Below are 15,737 nucleotides of genomic sequence, written 5' to 3'. Positions count from 1 at the left end.
GGAGCTGCCGAAGGCTGCGATCTTTTGATTTTGTTTTTAACAGCCAGATCAAAAGATCGCAGCCTGCGGCAGCTCCTACAGGCCCGTTGATGTTCAGGAGTGGCCATGTCTTTTGCGGTGATTCAAATGGTCAGCCAGAGTGACGTGCTGGCCAATCTGGCTCAGGCCCGGCGCCTGCTCGAACAGGCTGCCGCCGGGGGCGCGAAGCTCGCGGTGCTGCCGGAAAACTTCGCCGCCATGGGCCGTCGCGACGTCGCTGATATCGGCCGCGCCGAGGCATTGGGCGACGGCCCGATCCTGCCATGGTTGAAACAGACCGCCCGCGACCTCAAGTTATGGATAGTGGCCGGCACATTGCCGCTGCCGCCGGTGGATCAACCGACGGCGAAGGCCAATGCCTGTTCGCTGCTGGTCAACGAACACGGCGAAATCGTTGCACGCTATGACAAGCTGCACCTGTTCGATGTCGATGTCGCCGACAATCGCGGCCGTTACCGCGAATCCGATGACTATGCTTATGGCAGTGGCGTGGTGGTGGCGGACACGCCGGTGGGCAAATTGGGCCTGACCGTGTGTTACGACCTGCGCTTCCCGGAGCTGTACAGCGAATTGCGCGCGGCCGGTGCTGAATTGATTACCGCACCGTCGGCATTTACCGCGGTGACCGGCGCGGCGCATTGGGACGTACTGATTCGCGCGCGGGCCATCGAAACCCAGTGTTATGTGTTGGCGGCAGCGCAGGGCGGAACCCATCCGGGGCCGCGCGAAACGTTTGGCCATGCGGCGATTGTCGACCCGTGGGGCCGCGTGCTGGCGCAACAGGATCAAGGCGAAGCGGTGTTGTTGGCCGAACGCGATAGCAGTGAACAAGCGTCCATCAGGGCGCGGATGCCGGTGACGAGTCATCGGCGGTTTTTCTCGCAGGGCGCACAGCGACCTGCTTCAGAACATGAATTTAAGGCGTAAACCTATGAGCGAGTTGTTGTCCTCAGTCAGTGATCACCTGTTGGCACCGGGCGGCGTGACCATCGAGAGCCTGCAAGGCGTACTCGGCGATCTGGCCGGCCCGGGCATCGATGCCGCCGACCTGTATTTCCAGGGACAGATCTCCGAGTCCTGGGCGCTGGAAGATGGCATCGTCAAGGAAGGCAGCTTCAACCTCGATCAGGGCGTTGGCGTGCGCGCGCAATCCGGTGAGAAAACCGGTTTCGCCTACAGCAACGCGATCACCCTCGAAGCCCTCGGCGCAGCGGCTCGCGCGGCACGTTCGATCTCCCGTGCCGGGCAAAACGGCACGGTGCAGGCGTTCACCACTCAAGACGTCGCTCAGTTGTACGCGCCGGATAACCCGCTGGAAGTGCTGAGCCGCGCCGAGAAAGTCGAGTTGCTCAAGAGCATCGATGTCGCGACTCGCGCGCTAGATCCTCGTATCCAGCAAGTCAGCGTAAGCATGGCCGGTGTCTGGGAGCGGATTCTGGTCGCGTCCACCGACGGCGGTCTGGCGGCGGATGTGCGCCCTTTGGTGCGTTTCAACGTCAGCGTGATCGTTGAGCAGAATGGTCGTCGCGAGCGCGGCGGACATGGCGGCGGCGGGCGTACCGACTACCGTTATTTCCTCGCCGAAGACCGCGCCATGGGCTACGCCCGTGAAGCGTTGCGTCAGGCGCTGGTGAACCTCGAAGCGATCCCTGCCCCGGCCGGTACTTTTCCGGTGGTGTTGGGTTCGGGTTGGTCTGGCGTGCTGTTGCACGAAGCCGTCGGCCACGGTCTGGAAGGCGATTTCAACCGCAAGGGCAGTTCGGCCTACAGCGGGCGCATGGGCGAAATGGTTGCCTCGAAGCTTTGCACCATCGTCGATGACGGCACCTTGAGCGGCCGTCGCGGTTCGCTGAGTGTCGACGACGAAGGCACGCCGACCGAGTGCACCACGCTGATCGAAAACGGCGTGCTCAAGGGTTACATGCAGGACAAGCTCAATGCGCGTCTGATGGGCGTGGCCCGTACCGGTAACGGTCGTCGTGAATCTTACGCGCACTTGCCGATGCCACGCATGACCAACACCTACATGCTCGGTGGCGAAAGCGATCCGGCGGAAATCATCGCGTCGGTGAAGAAGGGCATCTACTGCGCCAACCTCGGCGGCGGTCAGGTCGACATCACCAGCGGCAAGTTTGTGTTCTCCACCAGCGAGGCGTACCTGATCGAAGACGGCAAGATCACCGCGCCGGTCAAAGGCGCGACGTTGATCGGCAACGGCCCTGAGGCGATGAGCCGGGTGTCGATGGTCGGTAACGATCTGGCGCTGGACAGCGGTGTGGGGACGTGCGGCAAGGATGGGCAGTCGGTGCCGGTGGGCGTGGGTCAGCCGACGCTGAAAATCGATGCGATCACCGTCGGTGGTACGGGCGCATAAGAAACGTGTGTAGGAGCTGCCGCAGGCTGCGATCTTTTGATCTTTAAAAAGCAAAGATCGCAGCCTTCGGCAGCTCCTACAGGGATGAGATCAACGCAGGCCGCGTTGAGTCTCGTCCAGCTCACGGATGTACTTGAAGATCTTGCGGCTGGAAGCAGGAGGTTTGTTTTGCGCAACCTCGTGCTGAGCCTGACGGATCAGGGAACGCAATTGCTGGCGATCGGCGTCCGGGTACTCGACGACGAATTTTTCCAGCACGGCATCGTCGCCCGCGATCAGGCGATCGCGCCAGCGTTCCAGGTTATGGAAACGCTCGTTGTATTGGCGAGTGGAGGCATCGAGTTGATCGAGCAAGGTCAGAATCGCGTCAGTGTCCTGGTCGCGCATCAGTTTGCCGATGAACTGCAAATGCCGTTTCCGCGCGATATTCGCGGTGTGCTTGGGCGCATCGGCCAAGGCCCGGCGCATGGCGTCGGTCAGTGGCAGTTTTGCGATCAAGTCAGGCTTGAGTGTTGTAAGGCGCTCGCCAAGGTCAACCAGAGCATGCAGCTCGCGTTTGACCTGAGATTTGCTTTTTTCTCCCGTATCGAGGGAGTCGTCGTAAGAATCAACCATGGTGGCAGTCCGCAAAGAAACGCCGCCATGATAACCAGTCGGGGGCCGCTTGTCCGGCCCGGTCGCTCGATGGCCCCAGCCGAAAGCAGAATTTGAGTGGAGATGAGCATGAGTGCAGTTGAAAGCGTCGGCCCGCAGGCATTGCCGGCACTGCAGGAACAGGTCGAGCAGATCATCGCCGAAGCCAAGCGTCAGGGCGCCAGCGCTTGTGAAGTCGCGGTGTCGCTGGAGCAAGGCCTGTCCACGTCCGTGCGTCAGCGCGAAGTCGAAACAGTCGAATTCAACCGCGATCAGGGGTTTGGCATCACCCTGTACGTCGGTCAGCGCAAAGGCTCGGCCAGCACGTCAGCCACCGGGCCTGAAGCGATTCGCGAAACCGTCGCGGCGGCGCTGGCGATTGCCAAGCACACCTCTGAAGACGAAGCCTCTGGCCTGGCCGATGCCGCGCTGATGGCCAAGGATCTGAAGGATTTCGACCTGTTCCACGAATGGGACATCACCCCGGAGCAGGCGATCGAGAAGGCGTTGATCTGCGAAGCGGCGGCGTTCGATGCCGACGCGCGGATCAAGAATGCCGATGGCACCACCCTCAGCACCCACCAAGGCTGCCGCGTTTATGGCAACAGCCACGGTTTTATTGGTGGTTACGCGTCGACCCGACACAGTCTGAGCTGCGTGATGATCGCTGAGGCCGACGGCCAGATGCAGCGCGATTATTGGTATGACGTCAGCCGTCAGGGCAGTTTGCTGGCGGATCCGGTGAGCATTGGTCAGCGAGCTGCGCAACGGGCCGCGAGCCGTTTGGGCGCGCGTCCGGTGCCAACCTGTGAAGTGCCGGTGCTGTTCTCCGCCGAACTGGCCGGTGGCTTGTTCGGCAGTTTTCTCTCGGCGATTTCCGGCGGCAGCCTGTATCGCAAATCGTCGTTCCTCGAAGGCACGCTGGGGCAGAAGCTGTTCCCGGAATGGCTGACCATCGATGAGCGTCCACATCTGATGCGCGCCATGGGCAGTTCGGCCTATGACGGCGATGGTCTGGCGACGTACGCCAAACCGTTCGTCGAAAAGGGCGAATTGGTCTCGTACATCCTCGGCACATATTCCGGGCGCAAACTCGGCATGCCGAGCACCGCTAACGCCGGCGGCGTGCACAACCTGTTCGTCACCCATGGCGACGAAGACCAGGCGGCGCTGTTGAAGCGCATGGGCCGTGGTTTGCTCGTCACCGAATTGATGGGCCATGGCTTGAACATGGTCACCGGCGACTATTCACGCGGCGCGGCGGGTTTCTGGGTCGAGAACGGTGAAATCCAGTTCGCGGTGCAGGAAGTGACCATCGCCGGCAACATGCGTGACATGTTCAAGCAGATCGTCGCGGTCGGTAATGACCTGGAACTGCGCAGCAACATTCGCACGGGTTCGGTGTTGATCGAGCGGATGACCGTCGCGGGCAGCTAAACCGCAACCGTCACAAAAAGGCGCGCCATCCACCCGGATGGCGCGCCTTTTTCATGCCTGACACAAATCCCCTGTGGGAGCGGGCTTGCTCGCGAATGCGCTGTGTCAATCAGAGATGTTGTGACTGAAAGACCGCATTCGCGAGCAAGCCCGCTCCCACAGGGGAGTGTGCAAATCTCAGGCTTGTTTTGGTTCTCATTATCATCTAATAATAAATCTCATTATCGGATGAGCCCCGGATCATGAGTTCTGCCTTGCACGAGCAGCCGTACCTCGAAAGCTGGCGATGGATGAGTCGCCAGATCCGTTGCGCGATGGATCCTGACGAACCGCGCCTGATCGAACACTACCTCGCCGAAGGCCGGTACCTGTCTTGTTGCACCGCGACCTCACCCTGGACGGTCGCCGAAACCTCCTTCCGTTTGCTGCTCGACACGGCCACCGACATCGCGCTGCCGTGGCACTGGCGCAGCCTCTGTCTCGACCAAGCCTGGCGCCCGCTGCGTGAAATGGAGCGCCTGTCCCTGTGCAAATGCCGGCTCAAACGCTGGCAGCGCTACACCTGGCAGCTCGCCACTTGCGAACTGCTTCCCTCGATTCCTCTTATTGAACTGGTGCAAGGATTTTCAGATGACCAAGACACGTATTGAGCGCGACAGCATGGGCGAACTGCAGGTGCCGGTGGACGCTCTCTACGGCGCGCAGACCCAGCGCGCAGTGGATAACTTCCCGATCAGCGGCAAACGGATGCCGACGCAATTCATTCGCGCGCTGATCCTCGCCAAAGCCGCCGCCGCCCGCGCCAACGTTGAGCTGAACCAGATCAGCGCCGCTCAAGGCAAAGCCATTAGCGACGCCGCGCAAGGCCTGCTCGAAGGCGATTTCATGCAGCATTTTCCGGTGGATATTTTCCAGACCGGTTCCGGCACCAGCTCGAACATGAACGCCAACGAAGTGATTGCCACCCTCGCCAGCCGCCTGCTCGACGAGCCGGTGAACGCCAATGATCACGTCAACTGCGGCCAGAGCAGCAACGACATCATCCCGACCACCATCCACGTCAGCGCCGCGTTGGCCCTGCACGAACAACTGCTGCCAGCGCTGCTGCACCTGGTGCAGGTGATCGAGCGCAAAGCCGAGCAAGTGCATCACCACGTCAAAACCGGCCGCACGCATTTGATGGACGCAATGCCGGTGCGCATGAGCCAGGTACTCAACGGCTGGGCGCAGCAGCTCAAGGCCAATATCGCTCATCTGCAGGATTTGTTGCCGAGCCTGCAATCCCTCGCGCAGGGCGGCACAGCGGTCGGCACCGGGATCAACGCACATCCTGAGTTCGCCGCGCGTTTCAGCCGTCAGTTGAGCCAATTGACCGACGTGCAATTCACCCCGGGCAAAGACTTGTTTGCGCTGATCGGTTCGCAAGACACCGCTGTCGCCGTCTCCGGCCAACTCAAAGCCATCGCCGTCACTTTGATGAAAGTCGCCAACGACCTGCGCTGGATGAACTCCGGCCCGCTCGCCGGCCTTGGTGAAATCGAGCTGGAAGCCCTGCAACCGGGCTCGTCGATCATGCCGGGCAAGGTCAATCCGGTGATTCCGGAAGCCACCGCCATGGTTGCCGCACAAGTGATCGGCAACGATTCGGTGATCACCATCGCCGGCCAGTCGGGCAACTTCGAATTGAACGTGATGCTGCCGATCATCGCGCAGAACCTGTTGAGCAGCATCGAACTGCTGGCCAATGCCAGCCGCCTGCTCGGCGACAAAGCCATCGCCAGCTTCAAGGTCAATGAATCGCGCTTGAAAGAAGCGTTGTCGCGCAACCCGATTCTGGTCACTGCGCTCAACCCGATCATCGGTTACCAGAAAGCCGCCGAAATCGCCAAGCAGGCCTACAAAGAAGGCCGTCCGGTGATCGACGTCGCCCTGGAACACACCGATCTGTCACGCAGCCAACTGGAAGAGTTACTCAATCCCGAGAAACTCACCGCCGGCGGCGTGTAAACCCCGCAACCGCTTTGGAGGCTCACCATGGAGCACTGGAAACGCACGATCGAACGGGCCAATCGCTGCTTCATGTTGGGCGAACTGATCGACGCCCGTGAGGCTTACCTGCAAGCCCTGGCCCTGGCGCAAGTGTTGTTCGAACGCTGGGCGGACGCCGACGAAGCGGTGGCGGCCTGCGTCATCTCGCACCACAACCTCGCGGATTTACACCTGCGCCTGAATCAACCGGAGGAGAGCGCCGAATACCTCTGCGCCATCCATCAACGGCTGTTGCAAACCATGCAGGACGAACGCCAACGCCTGGCATTGCGTGAAGCGGCGCTGCGCCAGAGCAGCAAAACCTATGTCGAGCTGCTGAATTTCATCAGCGAACACGGCGAATACCCGCGCACTCAACGCCTGCTGCACCCGGATACCGGCAATGCGCGCCGCGCGCCTGCCCCACATCACCATGGAGTCCATTGAAATGGCTTTTACCTTGCCCGCTTTGCCTTACGCCTACGATGCCTTGGAACCGCATATCGATGCGCAGACCATGGAGATTCACTACACCAAACATCACCAGACCTACATCAACAACCTCAACGCGGCGGTAGAAGGCACTGAATACGCCGAGTGGCCGGTGGAAAAACTGGTCGCCAGCGTTAAGGATCTGCCGGAAAAACTCCGTGCGGCGGTGATCAATCAGGGCGGCGGTCACGCTAACCATTCATTGTTCTGGGAAGTGATGGTGCCCAACGGTGGTGGCAAGCCGGATGGCGCGCTGGCCAAGGCCATCGAAGAACATCTCGGTGGTCTCGATAGCTTCAAGGACGCCTTCACCAAAGCTGCACTGACCCGTTTCGGCAGCGGCTGGGCCTGGCTCAGCGTGACCCCGGAGAAGAAATTGACCGTGGAAAGCAGCGGCAACCAGGACAGCCCGCTGATGAACGGCAACACGCCGATTCTCGGTCTCGACGTCTGGGAGCACGCCTACTATCTGCGCTATCAGAACCGTCGCCCGGAATACATCAACGCGTTCTACAACGTGATCAATTGGCCGGAAGTTGCTGCGCGCTATCAGGCCGCACTGGTTTAAGTCATCTATAAAAACAATCCAAGGCTGACTATGGGCACTGAAACACTGGCGATCGGAAGTGGGCGTATGTTTCGTTACGCAGTGGGATCGCTATTGCTGTTGGCGGGCATGACCTTGCTGGTTGCCCACGGACTGGCATGGCTGAATCTGGAACCGAGGCTATTACGGGCGTTGCAGGGCGGTGCGATCTGCGCGCTCGGCACGGCGCTTGGCGCTGTTCCGGTGCTGGTGATTCGGCGCATGCCGCAGGCACTCAGCGATACGTTGCTGGGATTTGGTGCCGGGGTGATGCTGGCGGCGACGGCGTTTTCGCTGATCGTGCCGGGCATCGCCGCTGCTGAGAGCCTGGGCCTGACGCCGTGGGGCGCCAGTGGCCTGATCTGTTTTGGCATCATGCTCGGTGCGTTCGGGTTGTATCTGGTTGATCTAAAGGTCTCGGGCGCGTCCCCGGAAATGCTCGTCGGCACTGTCGATCGCCCAGTGATTCCGCCACGGATCTGGTTGTTCGTGTTCGCCATCATTGCCCATAACATCCCTGAAGGCATGGCCGTCGGTGTGTCTGCCGGTGGCGGCATGCCGGATGCGGACAGCCTGGCCATGGGCATCGCTTTGCAGGATGTGCCGGAAGGTCTGGTGATTGCGTTGGTATTGGCCGGGGCGGGGATGTCGCGGGTCAAAGCGTTTTTGATCGGCGCGGCGTCTGGACTGGTTGAACCGGTGTTTGCGCTGTTGTGCGCGTGGCTGGTCAGTCTTGCGCAGGTGTTGTTGCCGTTAGGGCTGGCGCTGGCGGCGGGGGCGATGTTGCTGGTGGTGACCCACGAAGTGATCCCCGAGTCGCGACGCAATGGTCATGACAAACTGGCCAGTCTTGGCTTGTTGAGCGGATTTTGTTTGATGATGGTGATGGATACCGCATTAGGTTGAAGATCAAAAGATCGCAGCCTTCGGCAGCTCCTACATTGGAATGCGTTCACTGTAGGAGCTGCCGAAGGCTGCGATCTTTTGACTTTTGCTCTCAGCCACCTTCATCGAAGTAGTTGTTGATCAACGCCACCAGCGCATCCAGCGCTTCCTGTTCCTGATGCCCTTCAGTACTCAAATAGATCTTGGTGCCCTTGCCAGCCGCCAGCATCATCATCGCCATGATGCTTTTGCCATCAACCGTGGTCTCCGGCGTGCGACCCACTCTGATCGTGCAATCCGGATACTGCCCGGCCACGCCAACGAACTTGGCCGATGCGCGGGCATGCAGGCCCAGTTTGTTGATGATTTCGATTTCCAGAGCAGGCATCGCGGTGTGAATCCTTTAAGTGAGGTCGCGGTGGCGAACCTGGACGTTCTTCAGGGTTTTCTGCAGGGCCTGACCCAGACGTTCGGTCAGGTAGACGGAGCGGTGATGCCCGCCGGTGCAGCCAATGGCAATCGTGACGTAGGCGCGGTTGCTCGCTGCGAAGCGCGGCAGCCATTTGTGCAGGTAAGTGAAGATGTCCTGAAACATTTCTTCGACGTCAGGTTGCGCTGCCAGATATTCAGCCACCGGCGCATCGAGCCCTGATTGCGCACGCAGTTCCGGCTTCCAGTACGGGTTGGGCAGGCAGCGCACATCAAACACCAGATCGGCATCCACCGGCATGCCGCGCTTGAAGCCGAATGACTCAACCAGATACGCCGTGCCCGGCTCCGGCTGATTCAGCAGGCGCAGCTTGATGGTGTCGCGCAACTGGTACAGGTTCAGACTGGTGGTGTTGATCTTCAGATCAGCCAGGTCGGCGATCGGGCCGAGCAGGGCGGTTTCATCCTGAATCGCCTCGGCCAGCGAGCGGTTGGCATTGCTCAGCGGGTGGCGGCGGCGGGTTTCCGAGAAACGCTTGAGCAGGGTTTCCTCGTCGGCATCCAGGTACAACACATCGCATTGAATGTGCCGGCTACGGACGACTTCGAGCAATTCGGGAAAGCGTGACAAATGGCTTGGCAGGTTGCGCGCGTCAATCGATACGGCGACCAGCGGTTGCGCCAATTCGGTGTGAATCAGCGCTCGTTCGGCCAGTTCCGGCAGTAAACCCGCCGGCAGGTTGTCGATGCAGTAATAACCGTTGTCCTCAAGGACATCCAGTGCGGTGCTTTTACCCGAGCCGGAACGGCCACTGACGATGATCAAACGCATGATTACTGCCCGTTTTGCTCGTCCAGTACGACCTGGTACAAGGCTTCGTTGCTCGGAGCGCTGCGCAGTTTATCGCGCACATCCTTGCGATCCAGCATGCTGGCGATCTGGCGCAGCAATTCCAGGTGCGCATCGGTGGCGGCTTCCGGAACCAGCAGAACAAACAGCAGGTCAACCGGCGCGCCGTCGATGGCGTCGAAATCGATAGGGGCTTGAAGGTGCATCAACGCGCTGATTGGCGTTACACAACCTTTCAGGCGGCAATGGGGAATGGCGATGCCGTTGCCAAAACCGGTCGAGCCGAGTTTTTCACGGGCAATCAGAGCCTCGAAGACATCTTGCATCTCCAGATCCGGCACTTCGCGGGCGATCAGGTTGGCAATTTGTTCGAGGGCTTTCTTTTTACTGCCGCCCGGCACGTTCACGAGGGAACGGCCGGGGGTCAGGATACTTTCAAGTCGGATCATGGAATGGGGGGTTATCGACCGGTCGCGCCCTGGAGGAGGCTCTGGGTCTTTTCCTTATGCTTTTTGAGTTGGCGATCCAGCTTGTCGGTCAGTGAGTCGATCGCAGCATACATATCAGTATCTTCTGCGTTGGCGACCACTTCGCTGCCGGGAATATGCAAGGTGGCTTCGATTTTCTGCTTCAGCTTTTCGACACACATCGTGACTTGCACGTTGGTGATCTTGTCGAAATGTCGCTCCAGTCGTTGGAGTTTTTCCTCGATGTAGGAACGCAGAGGTTGGGTCACTTCCAGTTGGTGTCCACTGATGTTGACTTGCATACAGCTTCTCCTTCGTTGCCAGTGCATAAAGCGGCAGGCTGGATAGCCTGCCACTGGAACGCTGTAACGTGGCTTACATCAACCGCTTGCGTTCGCTCGAAGGCGCGATCCCGAGGGATTCGCGGTACTTGGCGACGGTGCGGCGAGCCACCTGAATGCCTTGTGCCTCCAGTAAACCAGCGATCTTGCTGTCACTCAACGGCTTTTTCTGATTTTCCGCGGCAACCAGTTTTTTGATGATCGCGCGGATCGCCGTGGACGAGCATTCACCGCCTTCGGAGGTGCTGACGTGGCTGGAGAAAAAGTATTTCAGTTCATAAATACCGCGCGGGGTATGCATGAATTTCTGCGTGGTCACCCGGGAAATCGTTGATTCGTGCATGCCGACTGCTTCGGCGATGTCGTGCAGCACCAACGGCTTCATGGCTTCGTCGCCGTACTCCAGAAAACCGCGCTGATGCTCGACGATCTGGGTGGCAACTTTCATCAGGGTTTCGTTGCGGCTCTGCAGGCTCTTGATGAACCAGCGGGCTTCCTGCAACTGATTGCGCATGAAGGTGTTGTCGGCGCTGGTGTCGGCACGACGCACAAAACCGGCGTACTGCGCGTTGACCCGCAGGCGTGGCATCGATTCCTGATTCAGCTCGACCAGCCAGCGCTCGTTGTCCTTGCGCACGATGACGTCAGGGACGACGTATTCGGCTTCGGTGGATTCGATCTGCGAGCCCGGACGCGGGTTGAGGCTTTGTACCAGTTCGATGACCTGGCGCAGCTCGTCTTCCTTGAGCTTCATACGGCGCATCAACTGGCTGTAATCACGGCTGCCGAGCAGATCGATGTAATCGCTGACCAGACGTTTGGCTTCCGCCAGCCAAGGCGTCTTGGCCGACAGCTGACGCAATTGCAGCAGCAGGCATTCGCTGAGGTTGCGCGCGCCGATACCGGCCGGTTCAAATTGCTGGATGCGGTGCAGGACGGCTTCGATCTCGTCCAGTTCGATGTCCAGTTCCGGATCGAACGCCTCGAGAATTTCTTCGAGGGTTTCGTCCAGGTAGCCCTGATTGTTGATGCAATCGATCAGGGTCACGGCGATCAGGCGATCGGTGTCGGACATCGGTGCGAGGTTGAGTTGCCACAGCAAGTGGCTTTGCAGGCTTTCGCCGGCGGAGGTGCGGGTGGTGAAATCCCACTCGTCATCATCGCTGCTGGGCAGGCTGCTGGCGCTGGTCTGGTAAACGTCTTCCCAGGCAGTGTCGACCGGAAGTTCGTTGGGGATTCGTTCGTTCCATTCGCCGTCTTCGAGGTTATCGACGGTCGGTGCGGCTTCCTGATAGGAAGGTTCCTGGATCTCGGTGGGCTTCTGTTCGGCGTTGTCGGCCATGGGATCCGAGTTGTCGAAGTCGTCGCCTTCTTCCTGGCGTTCGAGCATCGGATTGGATTCCAGAGCCTCCTGGATTTCCTGTTGCAGATCCAGGGTCGACAATTGGAGCAGGCGGATGGCCTGTTGCAGCTGCGGTGTCATCGTCAGCTGCTGGCCCATTCTCAAGACTAGCGATGGTTTCATGGCAGGGGCTTAACACCTTATTCGCCGGCGCTATGCGCCATCCACTACAGGGCGCCGAAGCGCCAAACTTAAGCAAATTATATGCCTGAAACTGAAGTGTTTGCCTAGAGCGCTGTAACAATTAAGCGTATTAAATCCAGCTTGAATCGATACAGCACTCCGGCTGCGCACCGGGCACTGTGACGCTTACAGGCGGAACTCGTGACCCAGATACACTTCCTTGACCAGTTCGTTGGCCAGGATGGTTTCGGCGTCACCTTCGGCGATCAGTTGACCGTCGTTGACGATGTAAGCGGTTTCGCAGATATCCAGCGTCTCGCGGACGTTGTGGTCGGTGATCAGAACACCGATGCCCTTGGCCTTGAGGTGGTGGATGATCTGCTTGATGTCGCCGACCGAGATCGGGTCGACACCGGCGAACGGTTCGTCGAGCAGGATGAATTTTGGTGCGGTGGCCAGCGCGCGAGCGATTTCCACCCGGCGGCGTTCACCACCGGACAGGCTCATGCCGAGGTTGTCGCGGATGTGGGTGATGTGGAATTCCTGCAACAGGCTTTCCAGCTCTTTGCGGCGACCGGCCTTGTCGAGTTCCTGACGGGTCTCGAGGATGGCCATGATGTTGTCGGCCACCGACAGTTTGCGGAAGATCGACGCTTCTTGCGGCAGATAGCCGATACCGGCCTTGGCACGACCGTGCATTGGCTGGTGGCTGACGTCCAGATCGTCGATCAGCACACGGCCCTGATCGGCCTGTACCAAACCCACGATCATGTAGAAGCAGGTGGTTTTACCGGCACCGTTCGGGCCGAGCAAACCAACAATCTGGCCGCTGTCGATCGACAGGCTGACATCACGCACGACCTGGCGGCTTTTATAGGCCTTGGCCAGGTGCTGAGCTTTCAGAGTTGCCATTACTGGGTCTTCTCGTCGGTTTTCTTCTTCGGCTGGATCACCATGTCGATACGCGGACGCGATTCGGTGACTTTGCTGCCGGTAGCGCGACCGGCGCTGGCCAGTTTCTTCACGGTGTCATAGACGATTTTCTCGCCCTGAGTCGTGTTGTTGTCCTTGTCGACGACCTTGGCCTTGTCGATCAGCACGACGCGGTTTTGCGCGGCGTGGTACTGAATCGTCACGCCCCAGCCCTGTACAGGCTTGGCGTCACCCTGGGTTTGCAGTTGCTCGAAGTAGGCAAGGTTACCCACCGACGTTACAACGTCGATATCGCCGGCTGGCGTGCGGGTGATAGTCACCGTATTGCCTTTAACGATCATCGAACCCTGGGTGATGATCACATCACCTTTATAGGTGGCGATGCCGTTCTTGTCGTCCAGTTGGGCGTCGTCGGCCTGAATACGGATAGGTTGCTGCTGATCGTTCGGCAGAGCCCAGGCGCTCACGCTTCCCAGTGCTGCGCCCAGACTGAGCAAAATAGGGAGGGTTTTAACGAGCCTCATACTGTCCTCTTACGTTCGATAGCAGGTGTATCCTGCTTTCCTTCAGGTACGCTTTCATGCCAACGCCGGTTGATACACCGCCAGCGCCGTCGATTCTAACGGGTTGCTCGGTCTGCGCATATTGCTCCTGAGGGAACACGGTCATGCGCGTGGAAGTGACCAGCAGGTCGCGGTTTTGTTCGTCAGTGCGTTTGATACGCACCGAGTCAATCAATTCTACTTGTGTACCGCCCGGATTCACTTCGCCGCGCTCGCTGGTCACGTGCCACGGAAAGTCAGTGCCGCGGTACATGTTCAGGTCGGGTTTGGTGACCAGAACGATGTCGGTCGCCTTGACGTGCTCGGCTTTGTCCGACGTCATTTCATATTGCACGCCGCCATCCGGCAGGTATTGCAGAGTGTGCGTGTTGGTCGCGTACCAGTCGATCGGGTTTTCCTCGGTCGTCACTGGCGGCTTGTCGAGAAAGCGTTCCGGGCTGATGTTCCAGTAGCCGACCGCAGCAAACAGCGCAGCGATGCAGCCAAACAGCAGGAAGGTGCGAAATTTTTTGCTGAACATGGTTTGGCTCACAGGTACGCGGCGTTGGCCGCATCGAGGCGGCCCTGGGCGCGCAGGATCAATTCGCAGAATTCACGGGCAGCACCTTCGCCGCCTCGGGCCCGGGTCACGCCATGGGCGTTTTCGCGGACGAAATCAGCAGCGTTGGCAACCGCCATGCCCAGGCCTACGCGGCGGATCACCGGCAGGTCAGGAAGGTCGTCACCGAGGTAGGCGACCTGTTCATAGCTTAGGCCCAGTTGTTCAAGTAGACCGTCGAGAACCACCAATTTGTCTTCACGCCCCTGAAAAAGGTGCGGGATGCCCAGATTTTTCGCCCGACGTTCAACCACTGGTGTCTTTCGACCGCTGATGATGGCGGTTTGCACGCCAGCGTTCATCAACATTTTGATGCCCTGACCGTCGAGGGTGTTAAACGTCTTGAATTCGCTGCCGTCTTCAAGGAAGTACAGGCGGCCATCGGTGAGGACGCCATCGACGTCGAACACCGCCAGTTTGATCGCTTTGCCGCGTTGCAGCAGATCGTTGCTCATTACATGACTCCTGCGCGCAGCAGATCGGAGAGGTTGAAGGCGCCAATCGGGCGATCATCCTCATCGACGACTACCAATGCGTTGATTCGGTGGTCTTCCATGATTTTCAGCGCTTCGGCGGCGAGCATGTCGGGCCGGGCGGTTTTGCCGTGAGCGGTCATCACCTGGTCGATGGTCGCGCTGCGGATGTCGATGCTGCGATCCAGCGTGCGGCGCAAATCACCGTCGGTGAAGATCCCGGCCAGTTTGCCGTCGGCTTCAACAATGGCGGTCATGCCCAGACCCTTGCGGGTCATTTCCATCAAGGCGTCTTTGAGCAGGGTGCCGCGTTGTACTTGCGGCAGCTCCTGGCCGGCGTGCATGACGTTTTCGACTTTCAGCAACAGACGACGGCCCAATGCGCCACCAGGATGGGAAAACGCGAAATCTTCAGCGGTAAAACCGCGAGCTTCGAGCAGCGCCACCGCCAGGGCATCGCCCATAACCAATGCAGCCGTCGTCGACGAGGTCGGTGCCAGGTTGAGCGGGCAGGCTTCGTGCTCGACGTGAACGTTGAGATTGACCTCGGCAGCCTTGGCCAGCGGCGATTGTGGATTGCCGGTGACGCTGATCAACTGGATGCCCAGACGTTTGATCAACGGCAGCAGGGTGACGATCTCGTTGGTCGAGCCCGAATTGGACAGGGCCAGAATCACGTCATCACGAGTGATCATGCCCATGTCGCCGTGGCTGGCTTCGGCCGGGTGTACGAAGAATGCAGGGGTGCCGGTGCTGGCCAGGGTGGCGGCAATCTTGTTGCCGATGTGCCCGGATTTGCCCATGCCGACCACGACTACACGGCCTTTACTGGCCAGAATCATCTCGCAAGCGCGTACGAAATCGGCGTCGATATGGGGCAGCAAGCCTTGAACGGCTTCCACTTCGAGGCGGATGGTGCGTTGTGCCGATTGAATCAGGTCGCTGGTTTGGCTCATGTCAGAAATCGTATAGCCCGATGAAAAGGCGGCGATTATAGCGGTTATGTGGCAAAGCCTCACGCAAGTTCGTCGTGCTTTGTCATTCGCCGTAACTAAAAGCCCGAAAAAGCGTCTGTAACCCTGTC

At 59.4% G+C, this 15,737-nt stretch carries 19 protein-coding genes; 8 read left to right on the top strand and 11 right to left on the bottom strand.

Going from position 1 to position 15,737, the window contains the following annotated elements; genetic code table 11:
* The first annotated feature begins 105 nt into the window (after positions 1-105).
* The gene (locus tag ACZZ0D_RS19830) at positions 106-966 is read left to right on the top strand and encodes a carbon-nitrogen hydrolase family protein (RefSeq protein WP_053117089.1); all 861 of its coding nucleotides are present in this window, start codon (positions 106-108) and stop codon (positions 964-966) included.
* A gap of 4 nt (positions 967-970) precedes the next feature.
* Positions 971-2,413 (top strand): metalloprotease TldD, encoded by a 1,443-nt coding sequence (gene tldD / locus ACZZ0D_RS19825; protein ID WP_159812152.1) that lies wholly within the window; start codon positions 971-973, stop codon positions 2,411-2,413.
* Between the two features lie 90 nt (positions 2,414-2,503).
* Here tldD and yjgA read toward each other — a convergent pair whose 3' ends face one another.
* Positions 2,504-3,028 (bottom strand): ribosome biogenesis factor YjgA, encoded by a 525-nt coding sequence (yjgA, locus tag ACZZ0D_RS19820; protein ID WP_007915377.1) that lies wholly within the window; start codon positions 3,026-3,028, stop codon positions 2,504-2,506.
* A gap of 108 nt (positions 3,029-3,136) precedes the next feature.
* Between yjgA and pmbA the strand changes: the two genes are divergently transcribed.
* From pmbA to ACZZ0D_RS19790, 6 genes are all read left to right on the top strand, one after another.
* Entirely contained in the window at positions 3,137-4,483 is a 1,347-nt protein-coding gene (gene pmbA / locus ACZZ0D_RS19815; RefSeq protein WP_053117090.1) for a metalloprotease PmbA, read from the top strand.
* 242 nt (positions 4,484-4,725) lie between these two features.
* Positions 4,726-5,133, top strand: a complete 408-nt coding sequence (locus tag ACZZ0D_RS19810) for a FagA protein (RefSeq protein WP_159812153.1) — start codon at positions 4,726-4,728, stop codon at positions 5,131-5,133.
* A complete protein-coding gene (locus ACZZ0D_RS19805; RefSeq protein ID WP_463554072.1) occupies positions 5,114-6,490 on the top strand; it encodes a class II fumarate hydratase in 1,377 nt (458 codons plus the stop codon). Before ACZZ0D_RS19810 ends, ACZZ0D_RS19805 begins: the two co-directional genes overlap by 20 nt.
* Before the next feature lie 27 nt (positions 6,491-6,517).
* A complete protein-coding gene (locus tag ACZZ0D_RS19800) occupies positions 6,518-6,958 on the top strand; it encodes a hypothetical protein (protein WP_016984162.1) in 441 nt (146 codons plus the stop codon).
* 1 nt (position 6,959) lies between these two features.
* Positions 6,960-7,571, top strand: coding sequence for a superoxide dismutase (locus ACZZ0D_RS19795; protein WP_463554821.1), 612 nt, complete (start codon positions 6,960-6,962; stop codon positions 7,569-7,571).
* Positions 7,572-7,601: 30 nt separating this feature from the next.
* The gene (locus ACZZ0D_RS19790) at positions 7,602-8,495 is read left to right on the top strand and encodes a ZIP family metal transporter (protein ID WP_053117093.1); all 894 of its coding nucleotides are present in this window, start codon (positions 7,602-7,604) and stop codon (positions 8,493-8,495) included.
* Between the two features lie 91 nt (positions 8,496-8,586).
* On the opposite strand, the gene ACZZ0D_RS19785 is transcribed toward ACZZ0D_RS19790, so the two are convergent.
* The 10 genes from ACZZ0D_RS19785 to ACZZ0D_RS19740 form a co-directional block, all read right to left on the bottom strand.
* Positions 8,587-8,862: an HPr family phosphocarrier protein gene (locus tag ACZZ0D_RS19785; protein ID WP_008085079.1), complete on the bottom strand. Its 276-nt coding sequence runs from the start codon at positions 8,860-8,862 to the stop codon at positions 8,587-8,589.
* A 15-nt stretch (positions 8,863-8,877) separates the two neighbouring features.
* On the bottom strand, positions 8,878-9,735 hold the full coding sequence (gene rapZ / locus ACZZ0D_RS19780) for an RNase adapter RapZ (protein ID WP_053117094.1): 858 nt from the start codon (positions 9,733-9,735) through the stop codon (positions 8,878-8,880).
* 2 nt (positions 9,736-9,737) lie between these two features.
* Entirely contained in the window at positions 9,738-10,202 is a 465-nt protein-coding gene (ptsN, locus tag ACZZ0D_RS19775; protein ID WP_053117095.1) for a PTS IIA-like nitrogen regulatory protein PtsN, read from the bottom strand.
* A gap of 11 nt (positions 10,203-10,213) precedes the next feature.
* Complete coding sequence (gene hpf / locus ACZZ0D_RS19770) at positions 10,214-10,522, bottom strand: ribosome hibernation-promoting factor, HPF/YfiA family (RefSeq protein ID WP_007912419.1); 309 nt, start codon at positions 10,520-10,522, stop codon at positions 10,214-10,216.
* A 73-nt stretch (positions 10,523-10,595) separates the two neighbouring features.
* On the bottom strand, positions 10,596-12,086 hold the full coding sequence (locus tag ACZZ0D_RS19765; protein WP_053117096.1) for an RNA polymerase factor sigma-54: 1,491 nt from the start codon (positions 12,084-12,086) through the stop codon (positions 10,596-10,598).
* Between the two features lie 186 nt (positions 12,087-12,272).
* Complete coding sequence (gene lptB / locus ACZZ0D_RS19760) at positions 12,273-12,998, bottom strand: LPS export ABC transporter ATP-binding protein (RefSeq protein ID WP_053117097.1); 726 nt, start codon at positions 12,996-12,998, stop codon at positions 12,273-12,275.
* On the bottom strand, positions 12,998-13,543 hold the full coding sequence (lptA, locus tag ACZZ0D_RS19755; RefSeq protein ID WP_053117099.1) for a lipopolysaccharide transport periplasmic protein LptA: 546 nt from the start codon (positions 13,541-13,543) through the stop codon (positions 12,998-13,000). Before lptA ends, lptB begins: the two co-directional genes overlap by 1 nt.
* Positions 13,530-14,102, bottom strand: coding sequence for an LPS export ABC transporter periplasmic protein LptC (gene lptC, locus ACZZ0D_RS19750; protein ID WP_053117101.1), 573 nt, complete (start codon positions 14,100-14,102; stop codon positions 13,530-13,532). The genes lptA and lptC overlap by 14 nt, the downstream gene beginning before the upstream one ends.
* 8 nt (positions 14,103-14,110) lie before the next feature.
* Positions 14,111-14,635, bottom strand: coding sequence for a KdsC family phosphatase (locus ACZZ0D_RS19745; protein ID WP_339449878.1), 525 nt, complete (start codon positions 14,633-14,635; stop codon positions 14,111-14,113).
* Complete coding sequence (locus ACZZ0D_RS19740; protein ID WP_053117105.1) at positions 14,635-15,609, bottom strand: KpsF/GutQ family sugar-phosphate isomerase; 975 nt, start codon at positions 15,607-15,609, stop codon at positions 14,635-14,637. The genes ACZZ0D_RS19745 and ACZZ0D_RS19740 overlap by 1 nt, the downstream gene beginning before the upstream one ends.
* Positions 15,610-15,737: the final 128 nt, after the last annotated feature.

The sequence above is a fragment of the Pseudomonas sp. AC193 genome, assembly GCF_979258075.1.
Note: the sequence above shows the minus strand (reverse complement) of the source record. Positions and strands in the feature narration are given on the sequence as shown.